The sequence below is a fragment of the Flavobacterium bizetiae genome (assembly GCF_024271895.1).
In the GTDB taxonomy this organism is placed as follows: domain Bacteria; phylum Bacteroidota; class Bacteroidia; order Flavobacteriales; family Flavobacteriaceae; genus Flavobacterium; species Flavobacterium bizetiae.
In genome coordinates this window covers 3,229,359-3,246,408 of sequence record NZ_CP091861.1, presented here as the reverse complement: position 1 = coordinate 3,246,408, position 17,050 = coordinate 3,229,359, and the positions used below count along the sequence as shown (strand labels likewise).

Below are 17,050 nucleotides of genomic sequence, written 5' to 3'. Positions count from 1 at the left end.
TATCCCAAAAAAAACTAACAAATATAAGTCCGGGGTTTTCATTTCCATCTGGGCTAAAAAATATGAAACACCTAATTACCATCGTCGGACCAACAGCTATAGGCAAAACAGCCTTAAGTATTGCTTTGGCACAACATTTTAAATGCGAAATAATCTCTTGCGACAGTCGTCAGTTTTTTAAAGAAATGACCATTGGCACAGCAGTTCCTAATCAGGAAGAATTACAAGCAGCCACACATTATTTCATTCAAAATAAATCGATTTTCGAAAATTACACCGTTGGCGATTACGAAAAAGAAGCCCTTCTTAAATTAGAAGAATTATTTCAAAATAATGATTTTGCCATTCTTATTGGTGGTTCAGGATTATATGTTGACGCGATCTTAAAAGGTTTAGATGAATTTCCCGAGATTAATCCCGAAGTACGTGCAAAAGTAAATTCAAACTACGAAAAACTCGGAATCGAATATCTTCACGAACAATTACAACATTTAGATCCTGATTATTATCAAAAAATAAACGAAGAAAATCCACAAACATTACAAAACCCACAACGCATGATGCGTTTTGTAGAAGTTTGTATCGGAACTCAAAAACCATATTCTTCTTTCCTAAATCAAAAGAAAAACAATCGAAACTTCACTCCTGTTTTAATAGGTTTAGATGCTGAAAGACAAATCATTTATGACCGAATCAATCAGCGTGTCGATATTATGATGAAAGAAGGTTTATTAGAAGAAGCAAAAGCATTATATCCTAACAAAGCGTTAAATGCGCTTCAAACTGTCGGATATAGAGAATTATTTAGTTATTTTGACGGAGATTTCGCGTTGCCTTTTGCCATCGAAGAAATCAAGAAAAATACCCGCCGTTTTTCCAAAAGACAACTTACCTGGTTCAAAAGAAACGAAGCTACAAAATGGTTTGATTATGCTACCCCAAAAAATGAAATCATTTCGTACATCCAATCTAAAATCTAAAATTTACAATCAAAAATTAAACAATGCCTATATCACCAAATTTCACTTCAGTTTTAAGTAAAGACTGGGAAATAAATTTCGCGCAATGCACACCAACAGGTTTTTTAAAATATACTGATTTATGCAATATTTTGCAATTAACCGCAGGAACACATGCCGAAGTTGGCGGTATTAGTTTTCACGACATGCAGGAATTTGATCAGGCATGGGTTTTAAGCCGTATGCGTGTCGAAGTATCTGCTTTACCAAAATGGCAGGATATTGTAACCGTGAAAACATGGATTAACAGTTTAGAAAACTCACGTTCTGTTCGTGCATTAGAAATGTACGTAAACGGAAAAAAAATAGTAGGCTGCGAAACCTATTGGGCTGTTTTTAATACGAAATCACGTCGACCTGAACCTTTGGCAATTCCATACGATCATTTCGAATTATTCCCTGACAACAGAGCTACAAACGAAGGATTTTCGAAAATCAATATCAATCACGATAAAGAAGCTATTTTCGAAAAAACAGTTTATTTATCAGATTTAGACATTGTAAATCACGTAAATAATGTAAAATATTTAGAATGGTGTTTAGATCATGTAGATGCAAAACGAATTTTGAAACAAGAAGTAAAAAGTTTCGAAATGAATTTCATGAAAGAACTATCCTTAAAAGATAAAGTTATCATTCACGAAAGTGAAGACGATAATCACACAACAGCAACATTTAGCATCACTAAAGAAGACAAAACGTGTTTCGCTTTAGAATTACATTGGAAATAAAATTGCCCACAGATATAACGGATTAAATGGGTTTACACAGATTTGTTTTATTTTAAAATTGTGTAATTTGTGGTTTAAAAGATGATAATAAATTGCATTAAAATTTGTGTAGTCCCTACGGGACAAATATTACTTTTATAACACATTTTCTACCAATATGTAATCTCTCCGAGATATTTCTACAAGTAATTTTAAATCTTTAATAATCTTTAAACAATACTTCTGTTGGGGATTAATATTGGTAGAAAATCTACGAGATATTTCTACAAGTAGTTTTAAAGCCTTTATGTAATACTCCGTTAGGAGTTAAATGTTGGTAGAAAACAAATTACACAACAATAAAATTGTCCCGTAGGGACTACACAAAAAATGATGTCATTCGTTTAAATATAGTGGACTATTTCATTTTTAATTCACGCTAATTTGTGAAATTCTCGGCAAAAAAAACAAACACAAAAAAAACGATGCAACTCAAAATAGAGTTGCATCGTTTTTTAGTTTTAAATCAAAAATCATTTTGATTTCTTTTTAACCTCTTTTTTCGATTTCTTAGGATTCTTTTTATACTTTATCAAATCCATTTTGCTTTTTATTCTTTTTTCTACTTCCGTAATATCTGAATCAAAGGCAAATTGTAACGTATATAATTTTGCGTTTTTAATCGCTGTCAATGCCTCTTTAAACTGAAGTTGTGCCTCAAGAAGAATTGCTTTCTTTACATAAATGTCAGATTTATTTATTCCTTTTACAGTCAAAGCAAAATCAATCAGTTTTTGAGCTTCTTGATAATCTTCATTCAAAATTAAAGTATGAATATAATACGGATATACTTCAAGCGCATGAATATTTATAGCCAAAGCCTCCTGAAAATAAGACTTTGCTTCCTCATAATTCCATAATTGTTCTGCCTGAATTCTTCCGTACAAACACAAAACCATTGTATTTTTTGCATCATAAGAAAAAGCATAATCTAAGGATTCTATCGTTTCTTCAAGCGAATATGGATAGTTATCCAAAGCCTGAAAAACGTATTTATCAATTGTTTTCATTTCGTAAATCTGTTTTTAATTTCTGACGAGTTCCTTTATAACTTTTCTCCACTTTATTCTTTTTAAAGTCAGATCCTGTAAAAACCCTCACAGGATTACCACGCTGAATATTGAGCTGATTTTCCCATTGTTTTCCAACATGGTTTTTAAGCTGTTGCAAAGTTTCGTCTTCTAGTTTTTTTAATAATCTTTCTGTTGCCAGTTTTTTGTTTTGGTGTTGCGAACGGCTATCCATAGAAACTACCGCAATTCCTGTTGGAATATGTGTTGCACGAATGGCCGAACTCACTTTGTTTACATGTTGCCCTCCCGCACCCGAACTTCGCATCGCCTGATACTGAATATCATTTTCTGAAATCGATGCATTTTTCTGTGCTTCAATTTCAAAAATGCCAATAAACCAGTTCTTGCGTTTGTGCATCTTCCTAAACTGACTTTGACCAATCCATTGAATGGTGCCAATCCAGGAATTCGCAAATACCTCAGCGTTCGTTCCTTTTATAGCAATTGTTGCGTTTTCTATAGTTCCGTTTTCCTGACCCACTTCTCTTTGCAGTAAAATCGCTTCTAATTGTTGTTCTTGTGCTTCGTCCAGCACTTTTTTAAGCACTTGGGCGACAACCCAAGTGCATTCTGCAGGTCCCCGACCCGCTGTTATCTGAATTATTTTTTCCATTTTTTGATTTCTTATCGGTCCATTCTAACGATTTTTGGCGTAAAAGTTCCAAGCACTTCCACCAAATCCGTTTGATTTCCCATTACTTTTGTAATGTCCTTATACGCCATTGGTGCTTCGTCGATATTTCCTCCAATCAAGGTTACATCATTTGCTTTTAGCACTTTTTTAATTTCACTTTGAGTAAAAGTAGCTTTGCATTTGGCTCTCGAAAACAAACGTCCCGCTCCGTGCGAGGCCGAGTTTAAACTTGCTGCATTTCCTTTACCTTTCACAATATATCCCGGCGCAGTCATTGATCCCGGAATAATCCCCAATTGACCTTCTGCGGCCGGAGTTGCCCCTTTTCTATGCACAATACATTCCTGACCATTTACCATTTCCTTCCAGGCAAAATTGTGGTGATTTTCAATCGTCACCACTACTCTTTTTCCTATTGCTTTGGCAATTCTTCTATGAATATCATCGTGACACGCTTTAGCGTATTCTCCGGCTAAATTCATCGCGAGCCAATATTCTTGCCCATCGTGCGTATTTAGATCTAACCAGGCCAAATGCTGAACGTTTTTAGGCAGCGGACATTGTTTTGTGGCCAAATAAGTATAATGTTTCGCAATATTTGCTCCTAAACCTCGTGAACCACTATGTGATAAAACAGCAAAATATTCACCAACACCCAACTTCCATTCATTCTCCGGATTATCGATTTTGGCAATTCCAAATTCTACAAAGTGATTTCCTCCACCTGAACTTCCTAATTGTTTGTAGGCTTTTGGTAAAAGATTTTTCAATAAAGGAATATCCTGAAACTCGCTTTTGTAAAAAACTTCATGATCTGCCTTTGTAGAATGTGTTTCGTTCATTCCGAATTTGGTATTATCTTTTAAAATAGCCTGCAACTGATGTTCTTTTCCTTTGAAATGTGAAGCAGGTAAATCGAAAATCGACAAACTCATTCGGCAGCCAATATCAACCCCAACTCCATACGGAATAACCGCATTATCTGTCGCCAACACCCCACCAATTGGCAATCCATAACCTGAATGCGCGTCTGGCATTAAAGCTCCGGCAACTGAAATGGGCAGTTTTAAAGAATCATATAACTGAAACTTAGCTTGCTGATCGATTTCATTTTCTCCAAAAATGGTAAAAGGAACTCTTGTTGTTTTTAAATGATGCATTCTTACCTGAACTGGATTTACCAATCCTTCGGCTACTTTGCCCCAAGTTCCATGTCCTTCAAACTTTTCCGGATGAAGCAAAACCTCTTTTGCTTCTGTCAGAATAGCTTCTTTTTTCTCTCTTTTTCTATATCTGTTGATTTGCCCTAAAGCAATATTTATTGAATTATTTTTTGGAAAGCCCAATTTAATCAGGTCTTTTCCGGATAATTTATTTCCCATGATTTATATCATTTCGTCTACATATTGCTGATACAATACGTGCAGACTTTTATTTTTAATTGGGTTTATCTCTCGTGGATTTTCATTTTGATAATAACTCCAGCGATACGAAAAACCATCTACTAATTTGTTTATTTTATGTCGTAAATTAAGATTCGTAATGTAATTGTCAAGAAGCTGAATTTCACTTTCTAAATCTGCATCAACCATTTTAGTGTGCGTTATCATATAAGGTTTAACGCGAAATACATACCGCCATGGCTCATTAAATATGTAATGAATTTTATAGCGTTTACAATTAGGACACCATCGTTCCCTTTTATAAAAATGCATTTTTTCTTTTTCAGTTAATGCTAGTTTTGGACTTCTCCATTCTGATTCAGAAAACTCTTTTACTGTTTGAAGCTTTTCGACATATACATTTTTTCTTTTCCTCTTTTTCTTTTTCTTAAAAGACTTATCCGAAGAATATTGCCATGTATTTATCTTCTCCAGCAATGTTTTGTAAAAAGCAGCTTCGTTTGATCTTACGATATCTTCTCTTAAAACAAAACTGCGTTCCCAACCTTTTTGATAAGGTGTTGCTAAAGGAACTAATGGTAAATTTTGTCGTTTTTTCCAGAGTTCAACTTCAAGCTTTCGTATTTGAATTAATTGTTTTTCAAAATCTTCTTTTACTAATCTTTTCTTTGTTCTTTTATTTTTAAAGCGAGAGCACAAAGCATACTCTTCTGCTGTATAATTTTCCATAAAAAATTATAGTGCATTAAATTAATAGCCAAAACAGGCTATAACATTTTACCCATTCGGATAAATAATAAAATCGATTATTCGGGAAAATTTGAAGTGTCTAGAATAAAAAAAGCCCGAAACTAAATGTCTTCGGGCTTTTTTTATATATCTAAAAATGAATTTCTAAGATTGAAATAGGCCACGAAGAAGTGCTGCACCAAACTTGTTTGATGTGAAGCTCTGAAATGATAATGTAAATACAGACATTTTTCTTCGTTATTAAAGGGTTATTACTTTTTTCGTGTGCAAATATTCAGAATACTTTTTTGATTTTCCAAATTTATTTTAAAGAAAATTCATCTAAAAAATAATCAGTCTATTTTTTGAATCCTGGAAAGCTATATTATCTACTTGAAAACTAAAGCCCTAGCCCTGATAGAAGCGACATCCTTTTTATCCGTTTTTCACGGATAAAAAGATATAGCGGATAGCAGGAAATAGCTCCTTAAAATTTAAATTCCAATAATTTTAAATTCCAAATTCCAAAACTTATCAAATTTTGAAATAGCTTTACCAATCTTTGGTTAGATGCACTGCAGTGCATCTCTACAATAAAATTGTTGAAGATTCTACAGACTTTGCTAATTATAGAGACGCACTGCAGTGACGAATTTCTACAGAACAATTGTCGTAAATTATTACAACATCGCTAATCGTAGAGGCGCACTGCAGTGCGTCTACACAAAGAGATAACCAATATTTGTCGAGCTACTCACGAAGATTTACTTTGTATGTCGCTATTGCTCCGGTCTCCCTCGTCTAAATTGACAAGATTTTGAAAAAAACCATAAAAAAAGCCCTGATTTCTCAGAGCTTTGATATTTTTAGTTTGGTGAACTTTTTGTTATTCTGTTACTTTGCTTTTAACAACTAATCTGAAACCTTCACCGTGAATGTTAAGGATTTCAACATCTTCGTCTGCTTTTAGATATTTTCTAAGTTTAGCGATGTAAACGTCCATACTTCTTGAAGTAAAGTAGTTGTCATCTCTCCAGATTTTAGTTAAAGCTAATTCTCTTGGCATTAAATCATTTTCATGAAGAATTAACATTTTAAGCAATTCGTTCTCTTTTGGAGATAATTTTATCGGTTCGTCGTTTTCGAACGTTAAAAATCTAAGTTTAGAATTTAAGTGGAATTTACCGATATTAAATTCAAACTGAACTTGTTCTGCTTTTGTATCTGCAGATTTTCTTTGAATGATTGCTTTGATTTTCATCAATAAAACTTCTGAATCAAAAGGTTTATTCAAATAATCATCGGCACCAGCTTTATAACCTTTCAGCACATCTTCTTTCATCGATTTTGCCGTTAAGAAGATAATTGGCACTTCGCTGTTCTTTTCTCTAATTTCTTTGGCTAAAGTATAACCATCTTTATAAGGCATCATTACATCAAGAATACATAAATCATATACATCTTTCTTGAATTTCTCGAAACCTTCCATACCGTTTTTAGCTAAAGTAACTTCAAAGTCATTTAACATTAGATAATCTTTAAGAACTGCCCCAAAATTAAGGTCATCTTCTACTAAAAGTATTCTTTTGTTATTATTTTCCATATTTTAATTTATTAATGGTATTTTTATTATAAAGGTGCTACCTTTTCCTTTTTCGCTTTCAACATATACTTGACCATTGTGATCCTCTACTATTCTTTTTACATAAGCAAGGCCTAAACCGTGTCCTTTTACGTTATGTAAGTCTCCTGTATGTTCTCTGTAAAACTTCTCAAAAACTCTTTTTTGAGCAATTTTACTCATACCAAGACCATTATCTTTTACTTTTATCAGAATCATGTCTTTGACATTTTCTGTAAAAATTTCTATTTCAGGAATTCCAGGCGAATATTTTATAGCATTTTCTAAAATATTAACCAACACGTTTGTAAAATGTACTTCGTTGATTAAACTTGTTGTTCTTGCAGCATTATAATGCTTTACAACAGTTCCTTTTCTATCTTCAAGAATTAAGTTTACGTGCTCAATTGCATCATCGATTATATCGTGAATTGCAGTTGGCTCTTTTGTAATATCTAATTCTCTTTTTTCTAATTTAGAAATACGAAGAACGTTTTCAACCTGAGCGTGCATTCTTTTATTTTCGTCCCGAATCATTTGCAGATATCGAAATACTTTTTCTTTATCTTCAATAATTTTAGGATTCTTAATTGCGTCTAGTGCTAAATTTATGGTTGCAATTGGAGTTTTAAACTCGTGTGTCATATTATTTATAAAATCTGTTTTGATTTCAGAAATATGTTTTTGACGCAACAATTGATTCAACGCACTAGTATAGGCAACTATAATAATTAATGTAAAAATTATTGACAATATTGTAATACTCAACAATTCAGACAATAAAAATTTCTTTTTATGAGGAAACGTAATGAATAACTCGTATTTGCTATTTCCTTCGTTGTCTGTATAAATTGGTACATGATAACTTGCATCTTTATCGTAGTGAAATCCGTCAGATTTTACTTTTGTTGCAAGCCCACTGTTAAGAACTCCGTATTCAAATTTGGTTTTTACACCATATTCTTCTAATTCTTTCTTTAAAAGTCTTTGAAGCTTATCTTTTGTAATTCTTCCTTCTATAGGTGTTAGTGAAGCAATATCTTTATACTGAATTTGCTGCTGAACTTTATTTAAAATATCTAAACTACCTGATTTTTCAATTCTTAGGTCAGGAATAATACTTTGTCCTAAACCATTATTATCGATTGAATTATTGTTATTGTAGACTTCTGTTACTCTTTTTGAACTAAAGTTTTTAAATCTTTCGCTGCTAAATTTTTTATTAAATAGCGCTCCGTTTATATCGTAATCTTCAGACGTAAGTGTGTTAGAATATACAATTGTTTTATTTGTTTTTGTATTTCTCTGAACGTAGAGAACTTCTAATAAATCTTCTTTTTTTGGAGTTTTACCGGTACTGTCTTTTATACGGTTGTATTTATCATAGAAACTATATTCCTCTTGTTGTTCAAGTTTATCAGCAACATTACCAATTACTTGTGTTACGTGGTATTTAAACTGCTCGTCATTGTTTTTAAATGAAGAGTTGAACCAATATACCTGTACCAGAATAATCCCTATTAAGGACAAACTCATCAGTAAAACAAGTATTCTAAAAAATAATTTATTCATCGAAACAAAATTAATATTTTAACAATATACTAAATAATACATTAACCAAATATTAACATTTAAGACTGATTTTGTTTTATATTTAAAATTTTAAGAATTTTAACAACTTCTTCTTTAGCAATTTTAAGATTACTGTTATTAATTACAAAATTGCTCAAAGAAATTCTTTTTTCGTCATTCCATTGCATTTTCATTCTGCTTAAAACTTGTTCACGTGTGGTATTATCCCGCTTCACAACTCTTTCGATTCTAATTTCCTCCGGTGCGGTAACGGTTATAATTACATCACATTTTTTATAACGACCGCTTTCGAACAAAATTGCGGCTTCATAAATAACATAGTCATGATTTTTATTTTCCTGCAGCCATAATTCAAAATCGCTTTTTACAGCGGGATGAACAATAGCATTTAGTTGTGCTAATTTATCGGCATTATTAAAAACAATTTCAGCTAGCTTCGCTCTGTTTAAAATCTCATTTTCAAAAATAGAATCGCCAAATGTTGTTTTTATTTGTTGTACAATATTTTCTGATTGCATTACTTTTTTGGCTTCATCATCAGCAATGTAAACCGGAATACCCATTGATGCAAAATAATTTGCAATGGTGGTTTTTCCACTTCCAATTCCACCTGTTAAACCAATAACTTTAGTCATATTATACTTTAAAAAACATACGAGGAAATGCTTCTTGTGGTTTTTTCTTTAAAAGAATAATTTTTACGAACGATTTTAAAAATCCTGTTCCGTAACCATAGAACTGCTTCCAAACTGCTATTACAGATAAGTATCCAATTTTAATACTTCTATTTTGAATACTTGATGTAAGAAAAATAATAACGAAATATACAAAATATAATTGTAATAAAATATCAATATTGAAAATTAATAGTAAAAAAGCTAATAATAACCCTAGTATAAAAACAGTAGGAAAGAAGAATGTTAGCTTATTATGTTCTGGATACCAACTATTTAATATTGGTCTTGCGATCCCAAATTTATTTACCTGAACCGAAAATTTTTCCCAGTCGATTCTACGTTTATGATAAACATATGCGTCTGGAAACAATCTGGTTTCAAATCCCAGGTTCCATAAACGAATAGAAAGGTCAGGATCTTCACCGGGATGTATGTTTCCGAAGCCTTTTGATGCTTCAAATGCCTTTTTTGAAATTCCCATATTGAAACTTCTTGGCTGGAATTTATTGATTTTTTCAGAGCCACCACGAATTCCTCCTGTTGTCAGGAAAGAAGTCATAGCAAAATTAATCGCTTTCTGAATATCCGAAAAACTGTCCAATGCTTTATCCGGTCCGCCAAAACAGTCTACATAATCAGCGTCTAATGCTTTTCGCACTTCGGTTAAATATTGAGACGGAATGATACAATCTGAATCGAAAATGATAAAATAATCACCTCGCGCTTTCTGCATTCCAAAATTTCTTGAATCTCCAGGTCCTGAATTCGGCTTAAAATAGTACGAAATGTTCAATTTACCCTGATAGGTCATCACTACATCTTTGCATGGTATAGATGAGCCGTCTTCAACTAGAACAATTTCAAAAGCTTCATTATAATCAGATTTAGACAGACTTTCTAAAAGTTCATCAACTTCATCTGGACGATTATACACGGGTATAATTAAAGAAAAAATCATAACGGGATGTGCGGTATTAAAGTGGCAATTTTTTTAATTCAAAATTTTAACAAAGATATGCTATATTCATAAAAAAACCATCAACTTTTGGTTGATGGTTTTTTCATTTTATTATAATTTCTTTATCTATTTGATGCTTTCGATCTCAACAACTTCATTTGTATCTGCTTTGTAATCTACTCCGGCAAATTCGAACCCGAAAAGATTTAAGAAATCGTTTCTGTATCCTGCTAAATCACCAATTTCCGGCAATGTTTCAGTTGTAGCTTCTAACCAAAGTTTAGCCACTTTTTCCTGAACATCATCACGCATTTCCCAATCGTCGATTCTGATTCTTCCTTTTTCGTCTACAGGAACTTCAGATCCATTGTATAATCTGTCCTGAAACAAACGTTGGATTTGCTCAATACAACCTTCATGAATACCTTCTTCTTTCATAATTTTATATAAAAGAGAAATATATAATGGAATAACCGGAATTGCAGAACTCGCTTGTGTAACTAATGCTTTGTTTACAGAAACATATGCTTTTCCTCCAATAGACTCTAAACTATCTGTGATAGAAAATGCTGTAGCTTCTAGATGATCTTTTGCACGACCAATTGTACCTTTACGGTAAACTGCTTCTGTCAATGATGGTCCGATATAAGAATAAGCAACTGTTGTAGCTCCATCTGCCAATAAATTTTCTGCTTTTAAAGCATCGATCCACATAGACCAATCTTCACCTCCCATTACTGCAACTGTATTCTCGATATCTTCTTCGTTTGCCGGAGCAATAGAAACCTCAGTAACGTTTCCTGTATGAAAATCTACTGTTTTATTGGTAAAAGTTTGTCCTATTGGTTTTAAAACTGAACGGTGCAAAACTCCTGTTACCGGATGTTGACGAACTGGTGATGCTAAACTGTAGATTACAAGATCAACCTGACCTAAATCAGCTTTGATTAAATCTAAAGTTTGTCTTTTTATTTCATTAGAAAAAGCATCTCCGTTGATACTTTTTGCATATAAACCTGCTTTGTGAGCTTCTGTTTCAAATGCAGCAGAATTATACCAACCTGGTGAAGCTGTTTTACCTTCAACTGGTGGTTTTTCAAAAAACACTCCAATAGTCGCAGCATCAGATCCAAAAGCACTTGTAATTCTTGAAGCTAATCCAAAACCTGTTGAAGCTCCAATAACCAATACTTTTTTAGCACCGGCAATTGAACCTTTTGATTTTATATATTCTATTTGATTTTTAACATTTTGCTCGCTGCCTTTTGGGTGTGCAGTCAAGCAAATAAATCCTCTCATTCTAGGTTCTATAATCATATTTTTCTATTTATTCGTTGATTGGGTTACTCTACCATTACGATATATTGACTAACTTATTTACGTTTGTTTAATTAGCTTTGAGTTGACAAATATAAATTATTTCTTTAGTTCAACAAGGCTTTAGCATGATTTAAAGCGGAATCAGAAACAACTGCTCCTGATAACATTTGAGCAATCTCTATAACTCTTTCGTCCTGAGACAATAGCTTTAACTCTGATTGTGTATCATCGTCTACAGTAGATTTGAAAACTTTAAAATGAGAATCTCCTTTTGCTGCTATTTGAGGTAAATGCGTTATGGCAAAAATTTGCATTGTAGCACTCATTTCTTTCATAATCTCCCCCATTCTGATTGCAATTTCTCCGGAAACTCCCGTATCTATCTCGTCAAAAATTAAAGTTGGTAATTTTGAATATTGTGCTAAAATTGCTTTAACAGCCAGCATAATACGAGACATCTCTCCTCCCGAAGCGACTTTTTTCAGTAAACCAAAATCAGTTCCTTTGTTTGCAGAGAATAAAAATTGCAGTTCGTCTTTACCATTTTGAAAATAGGCTTCAGACGGTAAAAGCTCCATATTAAAACGAACATTTGGCATTCCTAAAGTTTCTAAAATCGAAATCAGTTTTTGAGATAAAACCGGAATTGCTTTTGTTCTATTTTCGTGAATTGTAGCCGAAAAGGCATCTAATTCTTCTGCTTTTTGTTCTATTGCTTTCGATAATGAAGCAATCTCTTCCTCTATATTATCAAGCTCTAATAATGTATTTCCTAAATTAGCCTGAATTTCAATCAATTCATCAACAGAACTTACCTGATGTTTCTTCTGTAAATTATAAATCAATTGTAATTTCTGACTCACAAATTCTAATTGTACAGGATCATTTAATAATTTTTCTGAAGCATTTTGCAATTCTTTAGAAACATCATCAAATTCAATTGCGAGACTTGTAATTCTTTCGAATATACTTTGATATTCAGGAGAAAAAAGGGCTATTTTTTGTAACGAGGTTTTAATTTCATTAAGATTATGAAAAACTCCAAATTGTTCTTCGTTTGCAATTACAAGAGATTTGTCGATTGCTTCTTTTATAATCTCAACGTTATTTAATTTCTCAAAATCAGTTTCTAATTCTTCCTGCTCGCCTGATTTTAATTTGGCCGACACTAATTCGTTCAACAAAAAGGTATTATACTCCTGCTCTTTTCCTGAATCACTTTGTTTTTTTAATAAAGCATTTAATTTTGACTTATCTCCTTTATACGATTTTAATGCTTTTTGATACGACTGAATGGTATCAAAATTATTCGCAATCGCATCGATTATTTTAAACTGAACTCCTTCATCAGAAAGTTCCTGAGTTTGTTGCTGCGAATGTATATCAATCAAAAATAAACTTAGATCTTGTAATTCCTGAAGGTTTACAGGACTATCATTTATAAATGCACGAGATTTTCCTGAAGGCAAAATTTCTCTTCGAATGATGGTTTCATCTTCATAATCGAGATCATTTACTTCAAAAAATTCTTTAAGATTGTATTTCGATATTTCAAAATGCGCTTCAATAACACATTTTTCTTCTTTATTTTTTAATGATGTTAAATCGGCTCTTTTTCCTAAAACCAATCCTATCGCTCCTAGTATAATCGATTTACCAGCACCCGTTTCACCTGTAATTATAGAAAAACCTCTTGAAAAATCTATAGTAAGTTTTTCAATCAGGGCATAGTTTTTAATTGACAAGGACGTTATCATAAAGAAATTGTATAAATATAAAAGTTAGTAAGATAGTAAAATTGAGAAAAGAATCAATTTAAAATTTAATCTGAGACCATTTAGTAGAATTCAGAGGCGATACTTTATTCAGCACATCTATTAAATCCCCAACCGGAATACTAGGCCCTCCTGAAAAGATAGAAACGATTTCATCTGATTTTGCATCAAAAAAGACTCTGGTTAAAAAGGCATTTGGTTTAACTGAATTCAGCTTACCGATGATCATTATGGCATTTTTAATTTTTTCTTTTGATGCTTTTAAATCAAGACTCATCCCGTCTAAACCGGTGTGATATGCATACATTACCTGACGTAAATCACTATACATTGGCGAGGCCATATCATTTATCAAATAATAACGATTCTGAAGTCCATCAGACTGGCTCCAGCCTTTCGAGCCGCCTTGTTGCGCAACGCTGGCAATATTCTGAGCCGTTTCAAGATATTGATTTCCTGCTCCCATTTGAAAAGTATCAGCATCCATAGCTAAAATTATATAGCTATAAAAAGATACTACAGATACTAAATTAGACTCAAAAGTAGATGGATTAAAAAGCAAAGGCTCGTATTCTGTATATTGAAAATTAAAGTCTTTATCGTTGTAATTTAAAACAGGCGATGAATACGTAGAATTAAAAATCAATCGGGATGACTGCACCTGAATCGTACCTGTAAACTGATTCGAACCTCCAGAAGACAATGTAATATACATGGAGCAATTGATTCGTTCGTTTTGTTTTAAAACTGATCCCGTCCAGTCTGTTTTATTAACAAATTCAGATAAAGAACTTTGAAGCGTTTTAAAAACTTGCTGATTAGCATTGGGCAGTCTTTCTGTATTAATAGTTACAGTACAATTTAACTGTTGCGCTTGTGTAAAGCCAAAAAATAAAAATACTAAAAGGGTAACTATTTTATTCATGCGAACGATACTATTTGGTTTTAGCTACAATAGATTTACTATTCCTGCCATTCGTTTTTATTATAAATCTTTATGATTTCGAAAAATGCAAAATCACTTTGTTTAAAATATCAACAGCAACAGATTCTTTTGATTTTAATTCCATTGGTTCGATTTCAAAATTATGATCAATAAAAGTTACTTTATTGGTTTCTTTTTTAAAACCGGCGCCTTCATCTTGTAAGGAATTTAAAACAATCAAATCTAAGTTTTTTTTCTGAATTTTCAACTTAGCATTTTCAATTTCATTTTCAGTCTCTAAAGCAAACCCAATTAAAAACTGATTTTTTTTAATTGCTCCCAGCGATGCTAAAATATCTTTAGTTTTTTCGAGTTCGATCGAAAAATCATCTGCCGCTTTTTTAATCTTTTGTAAAGCTACTACTTTAGGTCTGTAATCTGCCACTGCCGCTGCTGCAATAGCAACATCTACATCATTAAAATACAAATGACACGCATCGTACATATCCTGAGCCGAAATTACATCTACCACTTTAACCAGACTGTTTTTCGCTTTATAATGGGTTGGTCCCGAAACCAGGATCACTTCTGCACCAAGATTAGACGCTTCATGAGCAATATCAAAACCCATTTTTCCTGAGGAATGATTTCCTATAAAACGTACAGGATCTATCGCTTCGTATGTTGGCCCGGCAGTAATTAGTATTTTTTTTCCTTTAAGAGGTAATTTACTTTCTAAATCAGCTTCAAGAAAAGCTATAATATTCTCAGGTTCAGCCATTCTGCCCTCACCTGACAAACCGCTTGCTAATTCTCCGCTTTCAGCAGGAATCATTACATTACCAAACTGTTTTAAAGCAGCAAAACTGGATAATGTTGAAGGATGTTTGTACATATCCAAATCCATTGCCGGAGCAAAGTAAACAGGACATTTAGCCGATAAATAAGTAGCGATTAAAAGATTATCACAGTTTCCTGTTGTCATTTTAGACAATGTATTTGCTGTTGCAGGAGCAATTATCATCAAATCAGCCCAAAGAGCCAGATCAACGTGATTGTTCCATACAGCATCTTCATCATCCTGATTAAAGAAACTTGAATATACAGGATTTTTTGATAACGTAGATAACGTAAGTGGAGTTACAAAATCCTTAGAAGCAGGTGTCATTATCACTTGGACATGTGCACCTGCTTTTATAAAAAGTCGTACTAATGAGGCTGTTTTATAGGCTGCAATTCCACCAGAAACACCCAGTAAAATTTTCTTCCCGTTTAAAACTGACATTATACTATATATTATTTATTTGAACTTCTGTGGTAAGTTTTACCGTCTAACCATTCCTGAACTGCTAAAGCGTGTGGTTTTGGTAATTTTTCGTAAAATTTAGAAACTTCAATTTGTTCTTTATTTTCAAAAACTTCTTCAAGACTGTCATTGTAAGTAGCAAACTCTTCTAATTTCTCAGTTAATTCTTTTTTAATTTCAGAATTAATTTGATTTGCTCTTTTAGCCATAATGGTAATTGCTTCATACACATTTCCTGTTGGCTCTTCAATAACTGTTTTATTGTAAGTTATTGTATTTACAGGAGCATTCGTCTTTTTTAAATCCATGACTTTATTTTATTTAGTAAATTTTTGTAAATCTGTTTCAACTCTGGCATTCATTTCGTCTGCCTGTACTTTGTATTTAGTAGCACTATTAAACTTAATCAAGTTACCGTAAGCTACTTTGGCTACATTTAAACGTTCTTCCATTTTTGAAGGAATACTGTTTATCGCTAATTTATATGCCGAATCGTATTTGTAAAAAAGCGCATCTTCTTTAAAAGGTGTTCCAGGGAAATCAGCAATAAAGTTATCAAATGCAACTAATGCTGATTTGTAATCTGAAATCGTATTGTACCCTTTTGCGTTTTCGTATGCTTTTTTCTCTAGTTTTCCGTTCAGGATTTTCACAGATTCGTTTGCCTGTGCGATGTATTCTGAATTTGGATAATTATCAATAAAAGCTTGTAATTTTTCTAATGCTTTTTGAGTATCTGTTTGATCTAAACTATATACAGGAGCAAGTTTTGAATAACTGTAAGCACCTAAAAAAGCAGCTTCCTGTACTTTTTCGCTTCGAGGATATCCTGAAACAAAGCTTTCAAACTGATAGCCTGCTAAATAGTATTGTTTTGATTTATAATAAGATTGCGAAAACATATAAAAAAGTTTCTCTGCCTGAGGTTTCCCTCTGTAAGAAGGCGCTAATTGCTCAAAAAGACGAATGGCTTTTGAATACTTTCCTGCCTCGTACATTTTTGTTGCTACTTCAAATTTAGCTGCAACATCTTCATTTTTTAATGCTTTTTGATATTCACTACAAGAACAAAAAAGGACAACAACAATTAATAGAGATACTATTTTTTTCATTTTCTTACTTTTATTATGATTTCTTAGACAATTATGCCAAAGCAAAATCACACCGAAGTTCCGGTGGCAAATTTAGTTATTAATTTAGCTACTACAAAATATTTTTTGGTATATTAAAATACCGGCAATCTCACT

The 17,050-nt window shown here is 32.6% G+C and carries 16 protein-coding genes; 2 read left to right on the top strand and 14 right to left on the bottom strand.

Annotated elements, in window-relative coordinates; genetic code table 11:
• The first annotated feature begins 62 nt into the window (after positions 1-62).
• Both miaA and L0669_RS14085 read left to right on the top strand, forming a co-directional pair.
• Positions 63-980: a tRNA (adenosine(37)-N6)-dimethylallyltransferase MiaA gene (gene miaA / locus L0669_RS14090; protein WP_263758323.1), complete on the top strand. Its 918-nt coding sequence runs from the start codon at positions 63-65 to the stop codon at positions 978-980.
• 23 nt (positions 981-1,003) lie between these two features.
• Positions 1,004-1,750, top strand: coding sequence for an acyl-[acyl-carrier-protein] thioesterase (locus L0669_RS14085; RefSeq protein ID WP_263758321.1), 747 nt, complete (start codon positions 1,004-1,006; stop codon positions 1,748-1,750).
• A gap of 512 nt (positions 1,751-2,262) precedes the next feature.
• On the opposite strand, the gene L0669_RS14080 is transcribed toward L0669_RS14085, so the two are convergent.
• The 14 genes from L0669_RS14080 to L0669_RS14015 all read right to left on the bottom strand — a co-directional run bounded on the left by L0669_RS14080 (position 2,263) and on the right by L0669_RS14015 (position 16,915).
• On the bottom strand, positions 2,263-2,799 hold the full coding sequence (locus L0669_RS14080) for a hypothetical protein (RefSeq protein WP_263758320.1): 537 nt from the start codon (positions 2,797-2,799) through the stop codon (positions 2,263-2,265).
• Entirely contained in the window at positions 2,786-3,475 is a 690-nt protein-coding gene (prfH, locus tag L0669_RS14075) for a peptide chain release factor H (protein ID WP_263758319.1), read from the bottom strand. Before prfH ends, L0669_RS14080 begins: the two co-directional genes overlap by 14 nt.
• Before the next feature lie 11 nt (positions 3,476-3,486).
• A complete protein-coding gene (locus tag L0669_RS14070; RefSeq protein WP_263758318.1) occupies positions 3,487-4,878 on the bottom strand; it encodes an RtcB family protein in 1,392 nt (463 codons plus the stop codon).
• A 3-nt stretch (positions 4,879-4,881) separates the two neighbouring features.
• Positions 4,882-5,628: a hypothetical protein gene (locus L0669_RS14065; RefSeq protein ID WP_263758317.1), complete on the bottom strand. Its 747-nt coding sequence runs from the start codon at positions 5,626-5,628 to the stop codon at positions 4,882-4,884.
• Between the two features lie 886 nt (positions 5,629-6,514).
• Positions 6,515-7,231, bottom strand: coding sequence for a response regulator transcription factor (locus tag L0669_RS14060; RefSeq protein ID WP_026985497.1), 717 nt, complete (start codon positions 7,229-7,231; stop codon positions 6,515-6,517).
• Between the two features lie 3 nt (positions 7,232-7,234).
• Positions 7,235-8,821 carry a sensor histidine kinase gene (locus tag L0669_RS14055; protein ID WP_173969246.1) on the bottom strand — a complete coding sequence of 529 codons (1,587 nt, stop codon included), beginning with the start codon at positions 8,819-8,821 and terminating at the stop codon, positions 7,235-7,237.
• 59 nt (positions 8,822-8,880) lie between these two features.
• Positions 8,881-9,477 (bottom strand): dephospho-CoA kinase, encoded by a 597-nt coding sequence (gene coaE / locus L0669_RS14050; protein ID WP_263758316.1) that lies wholly within the window; start codon positions 9,475-9,477, stop codon positions 8,881-8,883.
• A gap of 1 nt (position 9,478) precedes the next feature.
• Positions 9,479-10,477 (bottom strand): glycosyltransferase family 2 protein, encoded by a 999-nt coding sequence (locus L0669_RS14045; protein ID WP_263758315.1) that lies wholly within the window; start codon positions 10,475-10,477, stop codon positions 9,479-9,481.
• A gap of 126 nt (positions 10,478-10,603) precedes the next feature.
• On the bottom strand, positions 10,604-11,794 hold the full coding sequence (gene fabV, locus L0669_RS14040; protein WP_263758314.1) for an enoyl-ACP reductase FabV: 1,191 nt from the start codon (positions 11,792-11,794) through the stop codon (positions 10,604-10,606).
• Between the two features lie 107 nt (positions 11,795-11,901).
• Positions 11,902-13,554 (bottom strand): DNA repair protein RecN, encoded by a 1,653-nt coding sequence (gene recN, locus L0669_RS14035; protein WP_263758313.1) that lies wholly within the window; start codon positions 13,552-13,554, stop codon positions 11,902-11,904.
• Between the two features lie 58 nt (positions 13,555-13,612).
• Entirely contained in the window at positions 13,613-14,497 is an 885-nt protein-coding gene (porD, locus tag L0669_RS14030; RefSeq protein WP_173969251.1) for a type IX secretion system protein PorD, read from the bottom strand.
• A gap of 70 nt (positions 14,498-14,567) precedes the next feature.
• Positions 14,568-15,782: a bifunctional phosphopantothenoylcysteine decarboxylase/phosphopantothenate--cysteine ligase CoaBC gene (coaBC, locus tag L0669_RS14025; RefSeq protein ID WP_263758312.1), complete on the bottom strand. Its 1,215-nt coding sequence runs from the start codon at positions 15,780-15,782 to the stop codon at positions 14,568-14,570.
• An 11-nt stretch (positions 15,783-15,793) separates the two neighbouring features.
• The gene (locus L0669_RS14020) at positions 15,794-16,111 is read right to left on the bottom strand and encodes a DNA-directed RNA polymerase subunit omega (protein ID WP_008463064.1); all 318 of its coding nucleotides are present in this window, start codon (positions 16,109-16,111) and stop codon (positions 15,794-15,796) included.
• A gap of 9 nt (positions 16,112-16,120) precedes the next feature.
• On the bottom strand, positions 16,121-16,915 hold the full coding sequence (locus L0669_RS14015) for an outer membrane protein assembly factor BamD (protein ID WP_173969253.1): 795 nt from the start codon (positions 16,913-16,915) through the stop codon (positions 16,121-16,123).
• Positions 16,916-17,050: the final 135 nt, after the last annotated feature.

Bases quoted from the DNA above. Each gene is read 5' to 3' on its own strand.
- L0669_RS14060 (WP_026985497.1), bottom strand. From the start codon at position 7,231: ATGGAAAATAATAACAAAAGAATACTTTTAGTAGAAGATGACCTTAAT.
- L0669_RS14020 (WP_008463064.1), bottom strand. From the start codon at position 16,111: ATGGATTTAAAAAAGACGAATGCTCCTGTAAATACAATAACTTACAAT.
- coaE (WP_263758316.1), bottom strand. From the start codon at position 9,477: ATGACTAAAGTTATTGGTTTAACAGGTGGAATTGGAAGTGGAAAAACC.
- L0669_RS14055 (WP_173969246.1), bottom strand. From the start codon at position 8,821: ATGAATAAATTATTTTTTAGAATACTTGTTTTACTGATGAGTTTGTCC.
- coaBC (WP_263758312.1), bottom strand. From the start codon at position 15,782: ATGTCAGTTTTAAACGGGAAGAAAATTTTACTGGGTGTTTCTGGTGGA.
- L0669_RS14015 (WP_173969253.1), bottom strand. From the start codon at position 16,915: ATGAAAAAAATAGTATCTCTATTAATTGTTGTTGTCCTTTTTTGTTCT.
- miaA (WP_263758323.1), top strand. From the start codon at position 63: ATGAAACACCTAATTACCATCGTCGGACCAACAGCTATAGGCAAAACA.
- L0669_RS14045 (WP_263758315.1), bottom strand. From the start codon at position 10,477: ATGATTTTTTCTTTAATTATACCCGTGTATAATCGTCCAGATGAAGTT.
- L0669_RS14085 (WP_263758321.1), top strand. From the start codon at position 1,004: ATGCCTATATCACCAAATTTCACTTCAGTTTTAAGTAAAGACTGGGAA.
- L0669_RS14070 (WP_263758318.1), bottom strand. From the start codon at position 4,878: ATGGGAAATAAATTATCCGGAAAAGACCTGATTAAATTGGGCTTTCCA.
- porD (WP_173969251.1), bottom strand. From the start codon at position 14,497: ATGAATAAAATAGTTACCCTTTTAGTATTTTTATTTTTTGGCTTTACA.
- L0669_RS14080 (WP_263758320.1), bottom strand. From the start codon at position 2,799: ATGAAAACAATTGATAAATACGTTTTTCAGGCTTTGGATAACTATCCA.
- L0669_RS14065 (WP_263758317.1), bottom strand. From the start codon at position 5,628: ATGGAAAATTATACAGCAGAAGAGTATGCTTTGTGCTCTCGCTTTAAA.
- recN (WP_263758313.1), bottom strand. From the start codon at position 13,554: ATGATAACGTCCTTGTCAATTAAAAACTATGCCCTGATTGAAAAACTT.
- fabV (WP_263758314.1), bottom strand. From the start codon at position 11,794: ATGATTATAGAACCTAGAATGAGAGGATTTATTTGCTTGACTGCACAC.
- prfH (WP_263758319.1), bottom strand. From the start codon at position 3,475: ATGGAAAAAATAATTCAGATAACAGCGGGTCGGGGACCTGCAGAATGC.